Genomic DNA, 16,189 nt, shown 5'->3' with positions numbered 1-16,189 from the left:
GCTGCACACCTACAATCACCACCGCGGACACACCGCGCTCGCAGGCAAACCACCCGCCAGCCGCGTCCCCAACCTCACAGGGCAATACAGCTAGACGAGCGCCGGAGCGGGGTCCGCGCGTCCCGCGACACCCCTCAGGGCCGCTCGAAGAACTGGATCACCCCTCCGACCGAGAAGCACAGCGCTCCCACGAGGGTGCCCCAGTTGGCGATGTCGACGTTCACGAGACTTCCGGTCTCGGGGCGCGTGAAGGCGGCCAGCGCCGAGACGAAGAAGAGCACGGATCCGAACTGGTTGACCGCGGCGATCCACCAGCCGAGGTCGCCGGCGAGGACGCGCGGACGCCCGTGGCAGACCTCGACCAGCGCGAGGTGGCCGGAGACCAGGAACAGGACGCACCCGACCACGTCGGGGGCCCAGATCAGCCGGTCCATCTGCTGGACCGTGAGTCCCCGCAGCAGCGAGTCCAGCAGGTTGACGCCGAACGCGAGCGTTCCCACGAACAGCACGAAGGTACTGAGCCAGTCGATCCGGCCGGGCTCGTAGCTCCACCACCTCCAGCGCCGCCCGGCCAGCGAACCGGATTCACTGTCCCGGCGAGGAGCGTTCACCGCCTGGAGCAGCGAGGCGTAGCCCCCGGTGTTGAAGAACAGGCCGCCGACGAAGTAGATCCAGGCGCCCGTCGCGCCGCCCGAGCCGAACTGGGCGACCCCGGCCCCGAGGGCGAACAGGAGGCCGCCGAGTGTGAACGCGGCCGCGGCGATGGCGTTGAGTCGGCGCAGCCGGCCGATCGACACGGCGTCCGCCCGCTTCGAACGGGCCTCCGCTTCACCCGGGGCGCGCACGATGAGCAGGCCGCGTTTGCGGGCCAGGCGCGATTCCCAGACCGCGGTACGCCCGTCCATGAGACGCCAGGTCAGCCGGGTCGTGAACGGACCCGCCCCCTCGGAGCGCGCTTCGGTTCGACTCACCTGGCGACCTTAGCCCGCCGCGGCGAAAACCGGCGTTCGCCCGCCCCGTCGCACTTTGGGTGGTCTCCACGGGCGGGTGGGACCCCGGGCGCGGCGATGCTCAGGCCGACGGGCTCAGGAGTCCGCCTCGCGCCTCAGGAAGTTGCTGACCTGACAGGCGAGGCTGTCCCTGGCCGTGTCGGGACGCGCGCCCGCATCGACGGCCGCGTCGTTCTCGATCCCGCCGGCCCAGAGGTAGCGCTCGGTCCACTCGTCGTCGACCTTCAGCTGGACCTGGATGTCCATCCGGTGCAGGACGGCGTCGGGGCCCGCGGCGAAGAGGACCGCGGTGGCCCGGCGCAGGGGATAGATGTCGAAACCCTCGATGAACTGCGAGTTCCGCCAGTCGAGGAAGGCGCTCTCGCCGTCGGCGCCGACGCGGATATCGATCTGGCCGTCTTCGAGGTGGATGCCGAAATGCTCGGTGGCGCGGTTCTCGACGGTCACCCGAAATCTGAAGTAGGTGAGTTCGTCGGCGGCGTCGTCGCGCCCCTTCGGGGGCTCCGCCTTTTCCACGCCATGGACGCGAACACGCAGGCCGGCCTGCTCGTCGTACTCCTGCCAGTCCCCGACCACGTTCGGCTCGCGCACAGTTCACCTCTCCACTTCAGAGGGTTGTTCCTATCTGTGCCCTCAACGAAGTGTCAAATGCGCCGAACGTGCCGTGGCCAGCAATTTCCCCTTTCTTGATCGGCGATCAAGCCGTGCCCAGCCAGAACCTTTCGACGAGGCCGTTGAGGATCATTTACATGCGTGCTACACATCACGTTTCCCGGGCGCCTCACGCACCCTCGCGCAGGCGCCTCAGCTGTTCGTCGAGCGGACCCAGGCCGACATCACGGCGCCGTTCGTCGACGGTCCCCGGCCGGCGTACGGGGTACGGGCGCAGCGTGCTGGGATCGACGCGGGTGCCGTAGAACTGCGGCAGGCCCAGTTCGACGGCGCAGTGGTCGGCGATGTAGGCGTGGTGCAGGGCGGGGCAGCGTCCGTCGGCCGCGGCCTGGGCGATCAGGTCCCGGCAGCCGAGCTGCAGGCCGAGGTCCGGGGCGTGCAGCAGGATCATCAGGGCCGCCGTGGAGGCGGGTGCGCCGACCTGGTCGGTGGTCGGCCAGCCGTGTCGCCGGACGATCGTCGCGAGTGCTTCGGCATTGCCCGCGCGGCACGCGACGAGGGCGTCCCGGCTCGGCCCGGCGGGACGGTCGCGTGCCTGGCGCATCAGGCTCCGCTCCTCGTCGGCCCGGCGTACGAGCTCGCCCGCGAGGGCCCTGGCGAGCCCGGGGACCATCGGCGTGGCCCCCGGGCCCTCGGGCCGCGCCTCGGCGTCCGTGGCCGGGTGCCCGGGGAACGCCTTCACGGCTCCCCCTGAAGCACCATCGAGAACCACACCTTCTTTCCCGTGGTGCCCGGGTCGGCCGGCGCGATGCCCCAGTCGTCGGTCAGCGCGGCGACGATCGCCAGTCCGCGTCCCGACTCCTCGGCTCCGCCCGCCGTACGCGGCGCGGGCAGGGCGGACGAGTGGTCGGCGACGGACAGGCGCAGCTCGCACGGGTCGCACTCGACGATGACGGTGATGGTGTCGCCGCGGTCCGGGCTGCCGTGTCTGAGGGCGTTGGTGAAGAGTTCGCCGGCCGCGAGCACCGCGTCGTCGGCGCGCTCGGGCGGCAGCCGCAGGCGGGTGAGGTACTCGGCGACCATGGCCCGCACACCGGGCACCCGCGACGGGTGCGCCGGGACGGTGGTCCGCAGGAGGTGTACGCCGCGTACCGGGCTCGCGGGGATGACGCTCGGCCCGACGGACCCGGTGGGCACGGGCACCACGGGGAGGTCGCGGGCCGCGGACGACGCCGAATCCGTGGGCGAGGCCGGGGGCTCCGACGGCCGGACGGAGGCAACGGACGACGCGAGCGACGCGGAACCTGCGGGAAAGGCCGGGGTCCCGGACGGCCCGGTACCGACGGAGGCCGCGGACGACGCGGAACGTGCGGGCGAGGTCGGGGTCCCGGACGGCTCCGGTTCCGTCGGCGTCGAGGGCTCGGTGGGGCGGGGGCGGAGCCCGTGCTCGTCCGCGTCGCACGCCCGCTGTTCCGAAGCCCGCGTCCCGCGCTCCAGAGCCCGGATTTCGGGGGCCGGTGATGCCGACGGCCCGCGGCGCGGTGCCCTGGATGCCGTCATCGGTCCTCCTTCGGGTGCAGCGCGGGGGGAGGTTGTCTCGGCGGCTGCCCGTGCAGCCAACACGTCGGACTGCCTCGGCGACCAGGGGGTATTCGGGTTGTCCGGTTGCAAGCACGTAGTGGCGTGGGATGTATGTTCGATCTTGTGAGGAACGGGAGCGGGGGCCGGGCGACGGTGTCCCTTGACGGTGAGACCGGCCGAGCCGGACTGCGTGACAAACGGGTGCTGGTCACCGGCGGTACGCGAGGACTCGGCGAGCAGATCGTGCGGCTGCTGTCCGATGAGGGCGTGCGGGTGGCCACCTGTGCGCGCACCGCGCGGGGTCTGGAGGCACTGGCCGCTTCGATGGGCCCCGGCCTGTTCACCCGGTGCCTCGATGTCACCGCACCCGAGGAACTCGAAGGCTTCGTCGAGGACACGGCGGAACTCTTCGGCGGCCTGGACGGTGTCGTGGCCTGCACGGGCGGATCCCGCGGGGGCGGCTTCGAGCAGGCGAACGCGGAGGACTGGGCGGCGACCTGGGCGGTGAACGTCGGTCACGCGACCCGGCTGGTGCGGGCCGCGGTCCCGCATCTGCGGGCCGCCGGCGGCGGCTCCGTGGTGGTGATCTCCTCGATCTCCGGCTGGAAGCCGGGACCGCCCGCGCAGTACTCGGTCGCGAAGTCCGCGCAGATACAGCTGGCCTCGTCGCTGGCCCGCGAGCTCGGTCCGGACGGGATCCGGGTGAACGCGGTTTCCCCCGGTTCCATGCTGATCCCCGGCCGGCGCTGGGACCGGATGCGCCGGGAGGATCCCGAGGCGTTCGCCCGCTTCGTGGCGGCGGAGCTGCCGGGCGGTGCGCCGGTGGCGCCGCAGGAGGTCGCCCGGGTCGTGGCGTTCCTGCTCTCGGACTGGTCGAGCGGGATCTCCGGCGCGCACCTCCCGGTCGACCGCGCCCAGAACGCCCCCTCCCCCGAGGGGTACTGAGCCGCGCCGCGGAACGGCGGCGCCGCTCGGGGTCATGACACCGTGCCCGGCCCGTCGGTGAGCTGCCCGGCGCTCACGCCGCCGCCCCGAGGACACCGCGGGAGCGGCGTTCGAACTCCTGCACGACGGGCTCGCCGCGACGGGGGTCGAGGCGCCTGCGGAAGTCGCGCAGGGCCTGGACGGAGCGTTCGCTGTGGACGGCGCTGAGGGTTTCGAGGGCCAGGGTCGCGGTGCCGACCGCCTCGTCCAGGCGGTCCTGCTGGAGGTGCGCCGTCGCCAGGACGGAGCGACTGATGGCCTGGCGCCTGCGCCGGTCGGTGCCCGAGCCGAGCGACTCGCTCGCCGTGCGCTCGGCCTGGCGGGCGAGCCCCAGGTCGCGGAAGCACAGGGCGGACTCGGCCTGGAGGTAGTGGTGGTCCAGATAGCGGACCCACAGCGACTCCTGCTCGGCCCCCTTGCTCGCGGCCAGTTGCCGCTCCGCCAGCCGCAGCGCCTCGGAGGCGTCGTCCGGGCGTCCCTGCGCGGCGTGTCCGCGCGCCGACATCGCGTACAGCCGCATCAGGCCGAGGGGGCTGCCCGCCCCCCGTGCCGTGACGATTCCGGCGCGGGCGAGTGCCACGCCTTCGTCGGGGCGGCCCAGGTTGGTGGCGAGGTGGGAGAGCCCCGCGAGGATCTGGCCGCCCAGCACCCGGTCGCGGCCCTCGGCGCACAGGCGTAGCCCCTGGGTCATGTAGCGCTGGGCGAGGCCGTACTCCCCCGCGTCGTACGAGCTCCAGCCGGCCATCGCGGCGAGGCGCGCGGCGGCCGCGTACAACTGACGGCGCTGCCGGGGCGGGGTACCGCGCTGCTGCAGCATCGGGACGACCTCGGTGGACAGGTAGTGCACGATGCTGGTGCGGACCCCGCCGCCGCCGTAGTGGTTGTCCATCTGGTCGAACACGGCGATCATCGCGTGCACCTGCTCGACCGGCCCGCCGCTCACGGGCAGGGTCGACGCCACCGTGTCCTGGTGCTCCAACAGCCAGAGCAGCCACTCACGCTGAGGTGTCGTCAGGGCCGCCGCGACGAAGGGGACCGCCCCGAGAAGGCTGCGGCGGGAGATGTCGGTGGAGCCCAGTTCCGCCAGCGTGTGCAGGGTCTCCGCCACGTCCTCGCCGTAGACGAGCGCTCTGCTCGCGACCGGGCGCTGGAGATCGGAGTGGAAGCCGAGGTCCGCGGGAGACAGCGCGCGGCCGAGCCGCTCGGACAGTACGGTGGCGATCAACTCCGGCGTGCTGCCCCGCGGTTGCTGGCCCTGGAGCCATCGGGTGACCGATGCCTTGTCGTAGTGGGAGTCCGCGCCCTGGCGGCGCCCCAGTTCATTGACCCGCAGGGCGAGGGAGGCGTAGGAGCAGCCGGCCTCCTTGAGCGCGGCCCCCAGCACCCGATTGCCCCCGGCGGTCCTGCCGGCGGTCCTCGTCTGTCCCTCGGTCACGGTGGTCATCCCGTATCGCCTCACATCCACGTGCGGCTGCGCTTCGACCGATACCTGCCGAGACTTCAATTCCGGTACGAACGAGCACAGTTGAGCGTGATCGTCGCCGAATGTGCGACAGGTCACTCGATCACTATGGTGGCCCGCCGAGGGCCTGTGCAACCGGCGTTCTGATAATTTCAGAACGATCCGCATCGCTCTGTCACTGTCATCGACCGCGTGGCACACTGCACGCTGAGACGGCCGTTCCCGGGAGGTAGGACGTGAGCGAGAACCGCTCCGGCGCCGGCGCGCCGACGGTCCTGCGGATGGTTCTCGGGAAACGGCTGCGGCAGCTGCGGGAACAGGCGGGAGTCTCCTTCGAGGAGGCGGCACGTGCCCTTGAGGTCACCGCTCTGACGGTCCGCAGGATCGAGAAGGCCGAGGTCGGACTCCGCATCCCGTACGTAAGGGAGTTGCTCCGCGCCTACGGGGTCCCCGCGGCGGAGGTCGACGACTTCCTCGCCCTGGCCAGGGAGGCCAACCAGCCGGGCTGGTGGTACAAGTACCGCGACGTACTGCCGGAATGGTTCAGCGCCTACGTGAGCCTCGAGAGCGAAGCCAGCGTCATCCGCCTCTACGAACCCCACTACGTTCCGGGCCTGTTGCAGACCCACGACTACGCCACCACGCTGATGCGCGTCGGTTTCCCCAACGAGCCGGAGGGGGACATCGCCCGCCGCGTCGCCCTGCGGATGAAGCGTCAGGACCTGCTCGCCAAGCCCGAGGCGCCGGCCGTCTGGGCGATCCTGGACGAGACGGTGCTGCGCCGCCCGGTCGGCGGTCCGGAGGTGATGCGGGCGCAGTTCGACCGGTTGACCGAGGTCCTGGAGATGCCGAAGGTCCGCATCCAGATCATGCGCTTCGGCGTGGGCGCCCATCCGGGCGCGTTCGGCCCCTTCCACCACTTCCGCTTCGGCTTCTCCGAACTCCCCGACATCGTCTACACGGAGAGCCTGGTCGGCGCGGTCTACGTCGACCGGCCCGACGACGTCGTCAGCTATCTCGAAGTACTGGACCGGATGTCCGTACAGGCGGAGCCGGTCGCCCGGACCAGGGCCATCCTGGGTGAACTGCGTAAGGAGTTGTGATCCATGGGATCCGTGCACAACGGCATGTCCGCGGTCGAGCTGGGAACCGAGGGCTGGCGCAAGCCCTGGAGCGGTACCAACGGCGGAAGTTGCGTCGAGGCCAAGCGACTTGCCGACGGGAGCGTCGCCCTGCGCCAGTCGCGGGACCCCGAGGGGCCCGCGCTGATCTGCTCCCGCGACGAGATGGCCGCGTTCATCGAGGGCGCCAAGTCCGGACAGGCCGACTTCCTGATCGCCTGAGCGGAACCGGCGCCGCACCTCCAGCAGGGCCGCAACTACGCCCCAACAACCGGACAACCCGCACGCACACTCCCGCCGTGCGGGTTGTCCCCCCACACTGGCTGAGCCGGTCGTCCCGGAGGGAGTGGGTACGGGCATGATCCTCCACCAGGCCCTCACGCGGTGCCGGACCCTTGTCGTCGAGGGTCCCGACGGTCTCGACAGGCGCGCCCTGCTCGCCGAGCTGGCCCGCCATCACTTCATGATCCGCCCCTTGCACGGGCACCTTCATCATGTGGACCCCACCCAGCCGTACCGCGAACTCCTGTCCGCTCCGGGCCGGTTGGCCGTCGACGGCGGCCTCGTCCACGAGCTGGTCTACGGACCGCTGCGCCGCGGGCGCTCCCGGGTGACCTGGATCCAGGCGCTCGACTTCGCGGAGGCGGTGGCCGAACGCGACGGCGCGCTGGTCCACATGACGGGTGAGACGGACGACGCCGAGGCGGCCGGCGCCTACGAGCGGGTGCTGCGCACCCTGGCCCAGCATGTCCCCGTGATCACCGTCGACACCGGAGAACCGGCCCAACCCGTCCGGGTCTCCACCCACACGATCCATCAACTCGGGCTTTACGTACGCATGTTGACGCTAGGTTAGAGATCCGACCGCGTGACGCACGGCAGGAGAACTCTCATGACGGACCGACCCGCCCCCGACCAGGACGCACTGTCGAAGATCGACACCACGGTGCCGCACTCGGCTCGCATCTGGAACTACTGGATGGGCGGGAAGGACAACTACGAGGTGGACCGGGTGGCGGGTGACGCCTACCGCGAAGTCGCCCCGAACATCGAGACCATGGCCCGCGCCTCCCGCGACTACCTGATCCGTACCGTCACCTTCGTGACCGGCGAGCTCGGCATCCGTCAGTTCCTCGACATCGGCACGGGGCTGCCCACGTACGACAACACCCACCAGGTCGCCCAGCGGGTGGCGCCCGAGTCCCGCATCGTCTACGTGGACAACGACCCGCTCGTGCTGCGCCACGCCCAGGCGCTGCTGACGAGCACACCCGAGGGCGTCACCGACTACATCGACGCGGATCTGCACGAGCCCGAGAAGATCATCGAGGCGGCGTCCCGGATCCTCGACTTCTCCCGGCCCGTCGCCCTCATGCTGATGGGCATCCTCGGCCACATCCAGGACTACGACGAAGCCAGGTCGATCGTCCGGCGGCTCCAGGCGGCGCTTCCCTCCGGCAGCTACTTCGTGCACTACGACAGCACGGACACCGACGCCGCACTCAAGGAGGCCCAGCAGGGGTACGACGACACGGGCGCGATTCCTTACGTGCTGCGCAGCCCCGAGCAGATCGGCGCGTATTACGGGGGGCTCGAACTGGTCGAGCCCGGCATCGTGTCCTGCCCCCTGTGGCGTCCGGAGCCCGGTACGTCGCCCGAGCCCACGGACGTCCACGGAGGCGTGGCCCGCAAGTCGTGAGCCAACCCGCCCGAGCCGTCAGTCGGATGTCGCCGGCTCGATGTTCTGGTTGAGGCGGAACAGGTTGCCCGGGTCGACTTCGGCCTTCACGCGGGCCAGCCGGGCGTAGTTGTCGCGGTAGCTCGCCCGTACCTGCTCCTGGCCCTCGTCCATCATCATGTTGACGTACGCGCCGCCCGCGGAGAACGGGTGGAGGGCTTCGGAGTAGTCGACGCTCCACTGCTTGATGACATCGGCCTTGGCCGGGTCGGGGTCCACTCCGACGAAGACGGAGGCCCAGTTGGCGTCGCGGTAGCTCCAGGCGGTGTCCGTCGGCGCGACGTCGTGGACGGCGCCGTCGATGGGGTACATGTGCATCGTCGACTTCCAGGTCGGCGCCTCGGCACCGTACTTGGCATGCAGGTCGACGGCCTCGGCGGGGATCTCGTCGACGAAGTCCGCTCGCCAGTACCACTGGTCGCCGGGCGGGTAGACGCCGTCGAACGCGGACTGGATCGCGGGGTGCGGCATCGGCGCCGGGCCGTGCAGCAGGGGCGCGGGCAGGGCGTCGAGCAGCGGCGCCATGTCCCGGGCCGCCGCGTCGGCGTCGTCCCCGACGCGGCACCACACCACACCGCACACCTTCTTCAGGTGCATCTCCTCCGGGAACGGCGGACCGGGCGGGACCGAGCCGAAGAGGAAGAAGCAGCCCAGTTCGCGGGGCGCGTTGGGAATGAAGTCGCGGTAGGCGGTGAGGACTTCGGCGCCGAGTTCGACGGGCCAGAAGGTGGGCCCCGCGACGACCGTGCTCACCTCGTGCAGCCGGAACAGGAACGAGGTGACGACACCGAAGTTGCCGCCGCCGCCACGGATCGCCCAGTAGAGGTCGGGGTTCTCGTCGGCACTGGCCCGTGCGCGCTCACCGTTCGCCAGGACCAGGTCCGCCTCCAGCAGGTTGTCGATGGTCAGCCCGCACTTGCGGGTGAGATGTCCGAGGCCGCCGCCGAGGGTGATGCCGCCGACGCCCGTGGTGGAGATGATGCCGCTCGGTGTGGCCAGTCCGTGCGCGTTGGTGGCGCGGTCGACCTCGCCCCAGACGCAGCCGCCGCCGACGCGTACCGTGCGCGCGGCCGGATCGACCTCGATGTCCTTGAGCGGGGAGAGGTCGAGGACCACGCCGTCGTCACAGGTGCTCAGGCCCGCCCCGTGATGACCGCCGCCGCGCACAGCCAGCGGGAGTGCGTGCTCCCGGGCGAAGCCGATGATCAGGGCGACGTCGTCCGGGTCGGTGCAGCGCGCCACCAGGGCGGGCCGCCGGTCGATCATCGCGTTGTAGACGGCGCGGGCCTCGTCGTATCCGGAATCCTCCGGGCCGATCAGCTGCCCTTTGAATCCGGACAGTTCCTGGCGCGCCGCTTGTACCGGTGTGATGGACATGTGCATCCCCGTATCTGGGGACCGCCCCCAGGTCCCGGCACACGGGCCCTGGGCCGGTCCCCGCCGATGGGTCCGATGTGCCCGTTCTAGCCCGATTCATGACCAGGGTACATCCGTGGCACCCACCCAGCTCGGCGACCTGGGGTGCCTACATTTCGGCGGCGGGCAGCAGTCCCAGCTCCATGGCGCGGGCGGCGGCCTGCCGCCGCGTGTGTACGCCGAGTTTGTCCAGGACGGCGGAGACATGATGGTCGACCGTGCGCACCGAGACGACCAGGCGTTCGGCGATCTCGCCGTTGGTCAGCCCCTGTACCAGCAGCCGCATGACCTGGACCTGCCGTTCGGTGAGACCGGCGGCATTCTCCCGGGTCACCGCGAGTGGGCCGCGCGGGATCCGGCGCAGGCCCAGCGCGCGCAGCTCCGCGCGGACCAGCCGAGCGAGCGGACCCGCGCCGAGGGTGTCCAGCGCGGCGAGGGCGGCGAGTTTGTCGTCCGGGTCGGGGCTCTCGGCGAGCGCGGCGGCATGCTCGTACGGGCACCCGGCGGTCTGCCAGGCGTGCGCCGCCGCCCGTCCGGCACCCGCGGTCTGGAGCGCGTACGGATGGCCGGACGGGTCCGCGGCGACGGACTGTCCGGCCTTGGCGAGCCAGTAGCCCAGCTCGGCGCGGTAGTTGACCGCGGCCAGCCGGCAGGCCTCCTCGTACACGGGCGCCGCCGCCGCGACGACGGCGTCGGGTTCACCGCGCAGCCAGGCCGACTCCGCCCGTGCCGCGGCCACCGGGGCGGTGCGCTGGAGCTCGGCGCTGCGCTCCGCGATCTCCCCGGCCCGCGCCAGCAGTTCGTCCGCCCCGTCGGTGCCGCGGCGAACGCGCACCCGGCCGAGCACGGTGAGCGCGGGGCAGCGCGCGGGCGCGAAGTCGTGCACGCCGAACTCGGCATACTTCTCGGCCTCGCCCCAGGCGCCGGCGGCGAACCGGCGCAGGGCCAGCTCGACGTTGAAGTAGCTGAGGAAGCCGAGGTGTTCGGCGCGGTCCGCCAGTCGCATGGCCGGGACGAGGAAGCGGTCCGCCTCGGCGTACTCCAGGTTCTCCAGCAGGGACCAGATGATGTTGGCGTACGCCCGGCAGGCGTGCTCGACCTCCCCCACCCCGAGGGCCACCTTGAGACTCTCCTCCAACTGGGCCCGGCCCAGCGGATCTCCGGCCCGCCAGCGGGCGGTGCCGACGTTGTTGAGTGCGTGCGCCAGGATCTCCACGTCCCCGGCCCGGCGGGCCAGTTCGATGGCACGCTCGCCGAAGGCGACGGCCTGCGTGTGCCGGTCGGACAGCATGTGCAGCTGGGAGGTGTTGCTGAGGGCGAGCGCGAGGAGCCGGTCGTCGCCCGCCTCCTCCAGGACGGCGATGGCCTCCCGCGCGGCCGCGCGCGCCTGCCCGGAGTCCCCGGCCCACCAGTGGATGCGCGACAGCCAGCGCAGATCGGCGCCCAGCGCCCGGGTGTCCCCGAGCGACCTGCGCAGCGCGACCGCCTCCCGCTCGGCGCGGACGGCGGCCGCGGAGTCGGCGATGGTGTAGCTCTCGATCGCGAACCGCTCCAGGAGTCCGGCGCGTTCGGCCGGGCCGAACAGCTCGCTCCGCTCCAGTACGAGGCGCAGATGGGCCGCCGCCTCGCGGTGGGCGCCCGCGCGGGAGGCGTCACGGGCGGCGCCCGGACCGTACTGGGCGACGGCCTCGGCGTCCCCGGCCCCCGCCGCGTGGTGGACGATCCGGGAGGCGTCGGAGTCCGGCGTCGCGACGAGCGCGGCGAGCACCCGCCGGTTGAGTTCGATCCGCCGTGCGGCGGGCAGCGAGTCGGCGACGGCGCGGCGGATCAACTCATGCCGGAAGCAGGCCCGTTGGGGGGTGACCACCAGGAAGCCGCGTTGTTCGGCGGCCGCCAGCGCGGCCATCCCCCCGGGCAACAGCGCATCGGTCAACGGTCGTTCGACGGCGGACGGGACCACGGCCAACTGCTCCAGCGCGTCCCGGGTGCCGTCGTCCAGTCCCCCGAGCCGGGCCAGCACCGCGTCGACGACCGTCGGCGGTACACCCCCGGTGCCACCGGCCTCCACCACCTCCGCCACGAAGAACGGGTTGCCCGAGGTGACTTCGTAGACCTGGTCGGGATCCAGTCCGCCGGCCGCGCTCAGCCGGTGGACCGCCGCCGCGGAGAGCCGTTCGAGTGGCAACCGGTGCACACGCTCGGCCCGGGAGACCTGGCCGAGCAGATGGCGCAGCGGGTGTTCCCGGTCCAACTCGTCGTCGCGGTAGGTCAGGACGAGTACCGCCGGGAGCCTCTCCACCCGGCGGACGAGGAAACGCAGGGCGTCCAGCGACGCCTCGTCGGCCCAGTGCACGTCCTCGACGACGAGTACGACGGGATGCGGCGCGCATCTCAGCTCGGCGCGCAGGGCGTCGTACACCCGATGGCGGTCGCCGCCCTCGGTGAGCGCACGGGCCAGGTCCGCTCCGACGCTGCCGACGAGGTCGCGGAACGGTCCGAGGGGGCGTCGCGTCGTGAGGTCGTCGCACGCTCCGACCAGCAGCCGCGCCGCTCCGGGCAGCACCCCGGGCAAGGCCTTGACCAGGCTGGACTTGCCGATGCCCGCCTCGCCGAAGACGAGCGCCACAGACCCGGCGCCGTCGGCCGCCTCGCGCGCCACGGCAGCCAGTCGAGCGAGTTCAAGGTCCCGTTCGAGGATCCCCCGATCCACGCCGCAATTCTGGCACGCGTCGCCCCGGCGGGAGCGGCGTCGGTGAACTCGCCGCCAGGGGCGGTCGGTTGGGCCCGGCCCCCGGGACCGTGCGCCCGGTGGCCGCAGCTCTGCCCGGGGCCGCCCCCGGGAGGCAGCGGCGCCGCACGAAGCCGCCGACCCCGGCGAGCGGGACCGTCCGGACGGCGCCGAGCGCGTCGATCAGTGCGAGATCGACGCGCTCGGCGACTTGGGTGAATCGGGCGAAGTCGGTTCCTTCGCCGTTGTATGTCACGCCCTCAGGGAAAGGGCGCCCGTTCCGGGTACGTACGTGTTGACCGTACGAGGATCACGGCCGGGTCCGCTGACCGGTCACCCGCGTGCGGCGACCGACTCGATCTCGTCGCGGACTGCGGCGAGCGCGGGTTCCGGCAGCACCGCGTACCGGGGCGTCAGGCGCGCCTCGCGCAGGCTGGGCGCCGGCACGGGCGGGTCCAGCGGGGCGTGTTCGGCGGCGCGAGCCCGCCACGAGAACCAGATGATCTTCCCGCCGACGTCCGTGGCACAGCAGCCCCAGCCGTCGCTCAGGGCGGCGATCTGGGCGAGACATCCCTGCGGCGCGTTGTGCGGGCGGATGTCCTGGCTGTTGTCCGAGACGGCGGCGATGAGGTGCTGGCCGTTCCACCACATCTCGATCGTCGTGTTCTTGTCGGCGGCGTGCTGCTCGATCGTGCGGAGCAGCGCTTCCGCACAGTGGCAGACGGAATCGACGAGATTCTCCAGGTTCCAGTACCGGAGATGCGCGGCCAGGATCCGCCTGACCTGTCCGACCTTTTCCTGGCTGAGCTCCACGTCGAGGTGGTAGTAGCAGGGAACTGCGGCTTTCATCGTCGTTGGCTCCTCACCGGCGAAGCTCTTGCTCCTCCTCGCCCCCTGCGGGACCGAGCCCCGAGTACGAAGCGTGAGCATTGATCGCTCCTGAGTCACCTACAGAATGAGAGGGCTACTCCATTCGTGCAACACGAGGACACCCGCAATGTCGTTGAAGAACCAACAAGACGCTCGGTCGCAGTACAGGCACCATGAGTGAGGGTGTCGCTCCGTGACGGGACGGCTCCCCTTCGCGTACGGCCCTCACTCGCCGGCCAGGCGAGCTGTGCGCGATCGAGAGATCGGGAAGGTGACCAGCGTGATGCTGCTGCCTGCCAAAGCCGAGGTCGCCAGGCATCTGGAGCGCTACCGGGCATGGGAACGCCTGCTTCTCGCGACTCCCGCCGACCGTGTGGTGCGGGGGAACTTCGAGAACACCGGATACACCCTGTGCGTCCTGATGGGGAAGCGCTGCGCGCGGGAGGCGGCGAACGCCGCCGAGGTCTATCTGCAGGACGTTCCGGCACGGATCTGAACGACGGTCCCGAGGACCGCACCGAAAGGGCCTTTCGCGGCAACGACGATTCGGGCCCAGAACCGCGGAGGCGAGACGCATGGACGCGAACACGGACACCGGCCGCATACCCGTCATGGATGTGCGGCCGGTCGTCGAATGCGGCAGACGGCCCGCCAAGGCGGTTGTGGGCGAGACCTTCCAGGTCACCGCAACCGTCTTCGGCGAGGGTCATGACGCGGTCGGCGCCAATGTCGTCCTGTGTGATCCGAGCGGCCGCCCCGGACCGTGGACACCGATGCGTGAACTGGCCCCCGGAAGCGACCGCTGGGGCGCCCGTGTCACTCCGTCGGAAATGGGCCACTGGACCTACCGGGTGGAGGCGTGGAGCGACCCGGTGACCGGGTGGCGGCGCGCCGCCGAGGTCAAGATCCCGGCCGGGATCGACGTCGGAATCGTCCTGGAGGAGGGTGCCGTACTCCACGAGCGGGCCGCCGCCGGGGTGCCCGAGGGGATCGGCCGGGACACGGTGCTGGCCGCCGCGGACGCCCTGCGTGACCACTCACGGACGCCGGCCGACCGGCTCGCGGCGACCCTGGCCCCCGAGGTGTCGGCCACTCTCGCGGAGCATCCGCTGCGTGAACGGCTCACCCGCTCCCTCCCGTTGCCGCTCCTCGTGGAGCGGGAGCGGGCGCTGTTCGGTTCCTGGTACGAGTTCTTCCCGCGCTCGGAGAGCGGTCGGGGCGGACAGCTGGATCCGCCGGTGCACGGCACGTTCCGTACGGCCGCCGAACGCCTGCCCGCGATCGCGGAGATGGGCTTCGACGTCGTCTACCTCCCGCCGATCCATCCGATCGGCACGACCTTCCGCAAGGGCCCGGACAACAGTCTGTCGGCGACCCGGGAGGACGTCGGTGTGCCCTGGGCCATCGGCTCCCCGGAGGGCGGTCACGACGCGATCCACCCGGACCTGGGCACCCTGGAGGACTTCGACGCCTTCGTGCGCCGGGCGGCCTCGCTGGACCTGGAGATCGCGCTCGACTTCGCCCTCCAGTGCTCCCCGGACCACCCCTGGGTGGAGAAGCATCCGGAGTGGTTCCACCACCGCCCGGACGGCACGATCGCCTACGCGGAGAACCCGCCGAAGAAGTACCAGGACATCTACCCGATCGCCTTCGACCAGGACATGCCGGGCCTGGTCCGCGAGACCGTGCGGGTGCTGCGTTTCTGGATGGACCACGGCGTACGGATCTTCCGCGTCGACAACCCGCACACCAAGCCGGTGGTCTTCTGGGAACAGGTGATCGCGGACATCAACGGAACCGACCCCGACGTCATCTTCCTCGCCGAGGCGTTCACCCGGCCCGCGATCGTGCGGCGGCTCGCCGAGGTCGGCTTCCAGCAGTCGTACACCTACTTCACCTGGCGCAACACCAAGCAGGAGCTGACGGAGTACCTCACCGAGCTGTCCGGTGATGCGGCCGCCTGCATGCGGCCCAACTTCTTCGTCAACACCCCCGACATCCTGCACGAGTTCCTCCAGCACGGCGGCCGGCCCGCCTTCGAACTGCGCGCCGTCCTCGCCGCCACCCTCTCGCCGGCGTGGGGGATGTACGCGGGATACGAGCTGTGCGAGAACGCCCCCGCGAGGCGGGGCGGCGAGGAGTATCTGCACTCCGAGAAATACCAGCTGCGCCCGCGCGACTGGGCGGCCGCCGAGCGCGAGGGCCGTACGATCGCCCCGCTGATCACCGGGCTGAACCGGATCAGGCGGGACCACAGGGCCCTGCGCGAATTGCGGAATCTCCAATTCCACCAGGTGGACAACGATGCCGTCATCGCGTACAGCAAGCGTTCGGGTGACGACACGGTGGTGGTCGTGGCGAACCTGGACCCCCACCACACCCGGCAAGCCACAGTGTCCTTGGACATGCCGCGACTCGCTCTGAGCGACGACGCGCGCGTGCCGGTGCGCGACGAGCTCACCGGCGAGACCTACAACTGGGGCAGGTCCAACTTTGTGCGCCTGGGTCCGGGCGGTGCACATGTGCTCACTGTCGGCCCGGCACCGCGGATCGGAGGGTCCCCAGCATGATGGTCAATGAGCCCGTCCCGGATACGTTCGAGGACACCCCGGCCAAGGACCGCGATCCCGAGTGGTTCAAACGCGCCGTCTTCTACGAGGTCCTGGT

The 16,189-nt window shown here is 71.2% G+C and carries 14 protein-coding genes and 1 pseudogene; 7 read left to right on the top strand and 8 right to left on the bottom strand.

All coding sequences use genetic code 11. The annotated features are described in order from the left end of the window. Positions 1-134 precede the first annotated feature (134 nt). The 4 genes from ACZ4N5_RS42570 to ACZ4N5_RS42555 all read right to left on the bottom strand — a co-directional run bounded on the left by ACZ4N5_RS42570 (position 135) and on the right by ACZ4N5_RS42555 (position 2,819). The gene (locus ACZ4N5_RS42570) at positions 135-971 is read right to left on the bottom strand and encodes a hypothetical protein (RefSeq protein WP_467762339.1); all 837 of its coding nucleotides are present in this window, start codon (positions 969-971) and stop codon (positions 135-137) included. Between the two features lie 114 nt (positions 972-1,085). Beyond that, complete coding sequence (locus ACZ4N5_RS42565; RefSeq protein WP_467762338.1) at positions 1,086-1,601, bottom strand: hypothetical protein; 516 nt, start codon at positions 1,599-1,601, stop codon at positions 1,086-1,088. 190 nt (positions 1,602-1,791) lie between these two features. Then, complete coding sequence (locus ACZ4N5_RS42560) at positions 1,792-2,364, bottom strand: DUF6624 domain-containing protein (protein ID WP_467762337.1); 573 nt, start codon at positions 2,362-2,364, stop codon at positions 1,792-1,794. Then, positions 2,361-2,819: an ATP-binding protein gene (locus tag ACZ4N5_RS42555; protein ID WP_467762336.1), complete on the bottom strand. Its 459-nt coding sequence runs from the start codon at positions 2,817-2,819 to the stop codon at positions 2,361-2,363. The genes ACZ4N5_RS42560 and ACZ4N5_RS42555 overlap by 4 nt, the downstream gene beginning before the upstream one ends. 537 nt (positions 2,820-3,356) lie before the next feature. Here ACZ4N5_RS42555 and ACZ4N5_RS42550 point away from each other — a divergent pair. Further along, positions 3,357-4,148, top strand: coding sequence for an SDR family NAD(P)-dependent oxidoreductase (locus tag ACZ4N5_RS42550; protein ID WP_467762335.1), 792 nt, complete (start codon positions 3,357-3,359; stop codon positions 4,146-4,148). 73 nt (positions 4,149-4,221) lie between these two features. Here ACZ4N5_RS42550 and ACZ4N5_RS42545 read toward each other — a convergent pair whose 3' ends face one another. Beyond that, positions 4,222-5,631 carry a hypothetical protein gene (locus ACZ4N5_RS42545; RefSeq protein WP_467762334.1) on the bottom strand — a complete coding sequence of 470 codons (1,410 nt, stop codon included), beginning with the start codon at positions 5,629-5,631 and terminating at the stop codon, positions 4,222-4,224. 299 nt (positions 5,632-5,930) lie between these two features. On the opposite strand from ACZ4N5_RS42545, the gene ACZ4N5_RS42540 reads away from it, so the two are divergent. The 4 genes from ACZ4N5_RS42540 (at position 5,931) to ACZ4N5_RS42525 (ending at position 8,469) form a co-directional block, all read left to right on the top strand. Further along, a complete protein-coding gene (locus ACZ4N5_RS42540; protein WP_467762340.1) occupies positions 5,931-6,752 on the top strand; it encodes a helix-turn-helix domain-containing protein in 822 nt (273 codons plus the stop codon). 3 nt (positions 6,753-6,755) lie between these two features. Next, complete coding sequence (locus ACZ4N5_RS42535) at positions 6,756-6,992, top strand: DUF397 domain-containing protein (RefSeq protein ID WP_467762333.1); 237 nt, start codon at positions 6,756-6,758, stop codon at positions 6,990-6,992. Positions 6,993-7,128: 136 nt separating this feature from the next. Then, on the top strand, positions 7,129-7,626 hold the full coding sequence (locus tag ACZ4N5_RS42530; RefSeq protein ID WP_467762332.1) for a hypothetical protein: 498 nt from the start codon (positions 7,129-7,131) through the stop codon (positions 7,624-7,626). A gap of 36 nt (positions 7,627-7,662) precedes the next feature. Then, positions 7,663-8,469 (top strand): SAM-dependent methyltransferase, encoded by an 807-nt coding sequence (locus ACZ4N5_RS42525; protein WP_467762331.1) that lies wholly within the window; start codon positions 7,663-7,665, stop codon positions 8,467-8,469. 18 nt (positions 8,470-8,487) lie between these two features. Here the strand turns inward: ACZ4N5_RS42525 and ACZ4N5_RS42520 are convergent, their stop codons facing one another. The 3 genes from ACZ4N5_RS42520 to ACZ4N5_RS42510 all read right to left on the bottom strand — a co-directional run bounded on the left by ACZ4N5_RS42520 (position 8,488) and on the right by ACZ4N5_RS42510 (position 13,501). Continuing rightward, positions 8,488-9,885 (bottom strand): FAD-binding oxidoreductase, encoded by a 1,398-nt coding sequence (locus ACZ4N5_RS42520; RefSeq protein ID WP_467762330.1) that lies wholly within the window; start codon positions 9,883-9,885, stop codon positions 8,488-8,490. Positions 9,886-10,033: 148 nt separating this feature from the next. Continuing rightward, positions 10,034-12,634 (bottom strand): ATP-binding protein, encoded by a 2,601-nt coding sequence (locus tag ACZ4N5_RS42515; RefSeq protein WP_467762329.1) that lies wholly within the window; start codon positions 12,632-12,634, stop codon positions 10,034-10,036. Between the two features lie 351 nt (positions 12,635-12,985). Next, the gene (locus ACZ4N5_RS42510; RefSeq protein WP_467762328.1) at positions 12,986-13,501 is read right to left on the bottom strand and encodes a pep a2; all 516 of its coding nucleotides are present in this window, start codon (positions 13,499-13,501) and stop codon (positions 12,986-12,988) included. Positions 13,502-13,805: 304 nt separating this feature from the next. Between ACZ4N5_RS42510 and ACZ4N5_RS42505 the strand changes: the two are divergent. Next, a pseudogene (locus ACZ4N5_RS42505) lies at positions 13,806-13,997 on the top strand (DUF5133 domain-containing protein); the annotation flags it as partial. A gap of 100 nt (positions 13,998-14,097) precedes the next feature. Then, a complete protein-coding gene (locus tag ACZ4N5_RS42500; RefSeq protein ID WP_467762327.1) occupies positions 14,098-16,092 on the top strand; it encodes an alpha-1,4-glucan--maltose-1-phosphate maltosyltransferase in 1,995 nt (664 codons plus the stop codon). Positions 16,093-16,189: the final 97 nt, after the last annotated feature.

Source organism: Streptomyces sp. NPDC026500 (assembly GCF_055567635.1).
This window is presented reverse-complemented; position numbering and strand designations above follow the sequence as displayed.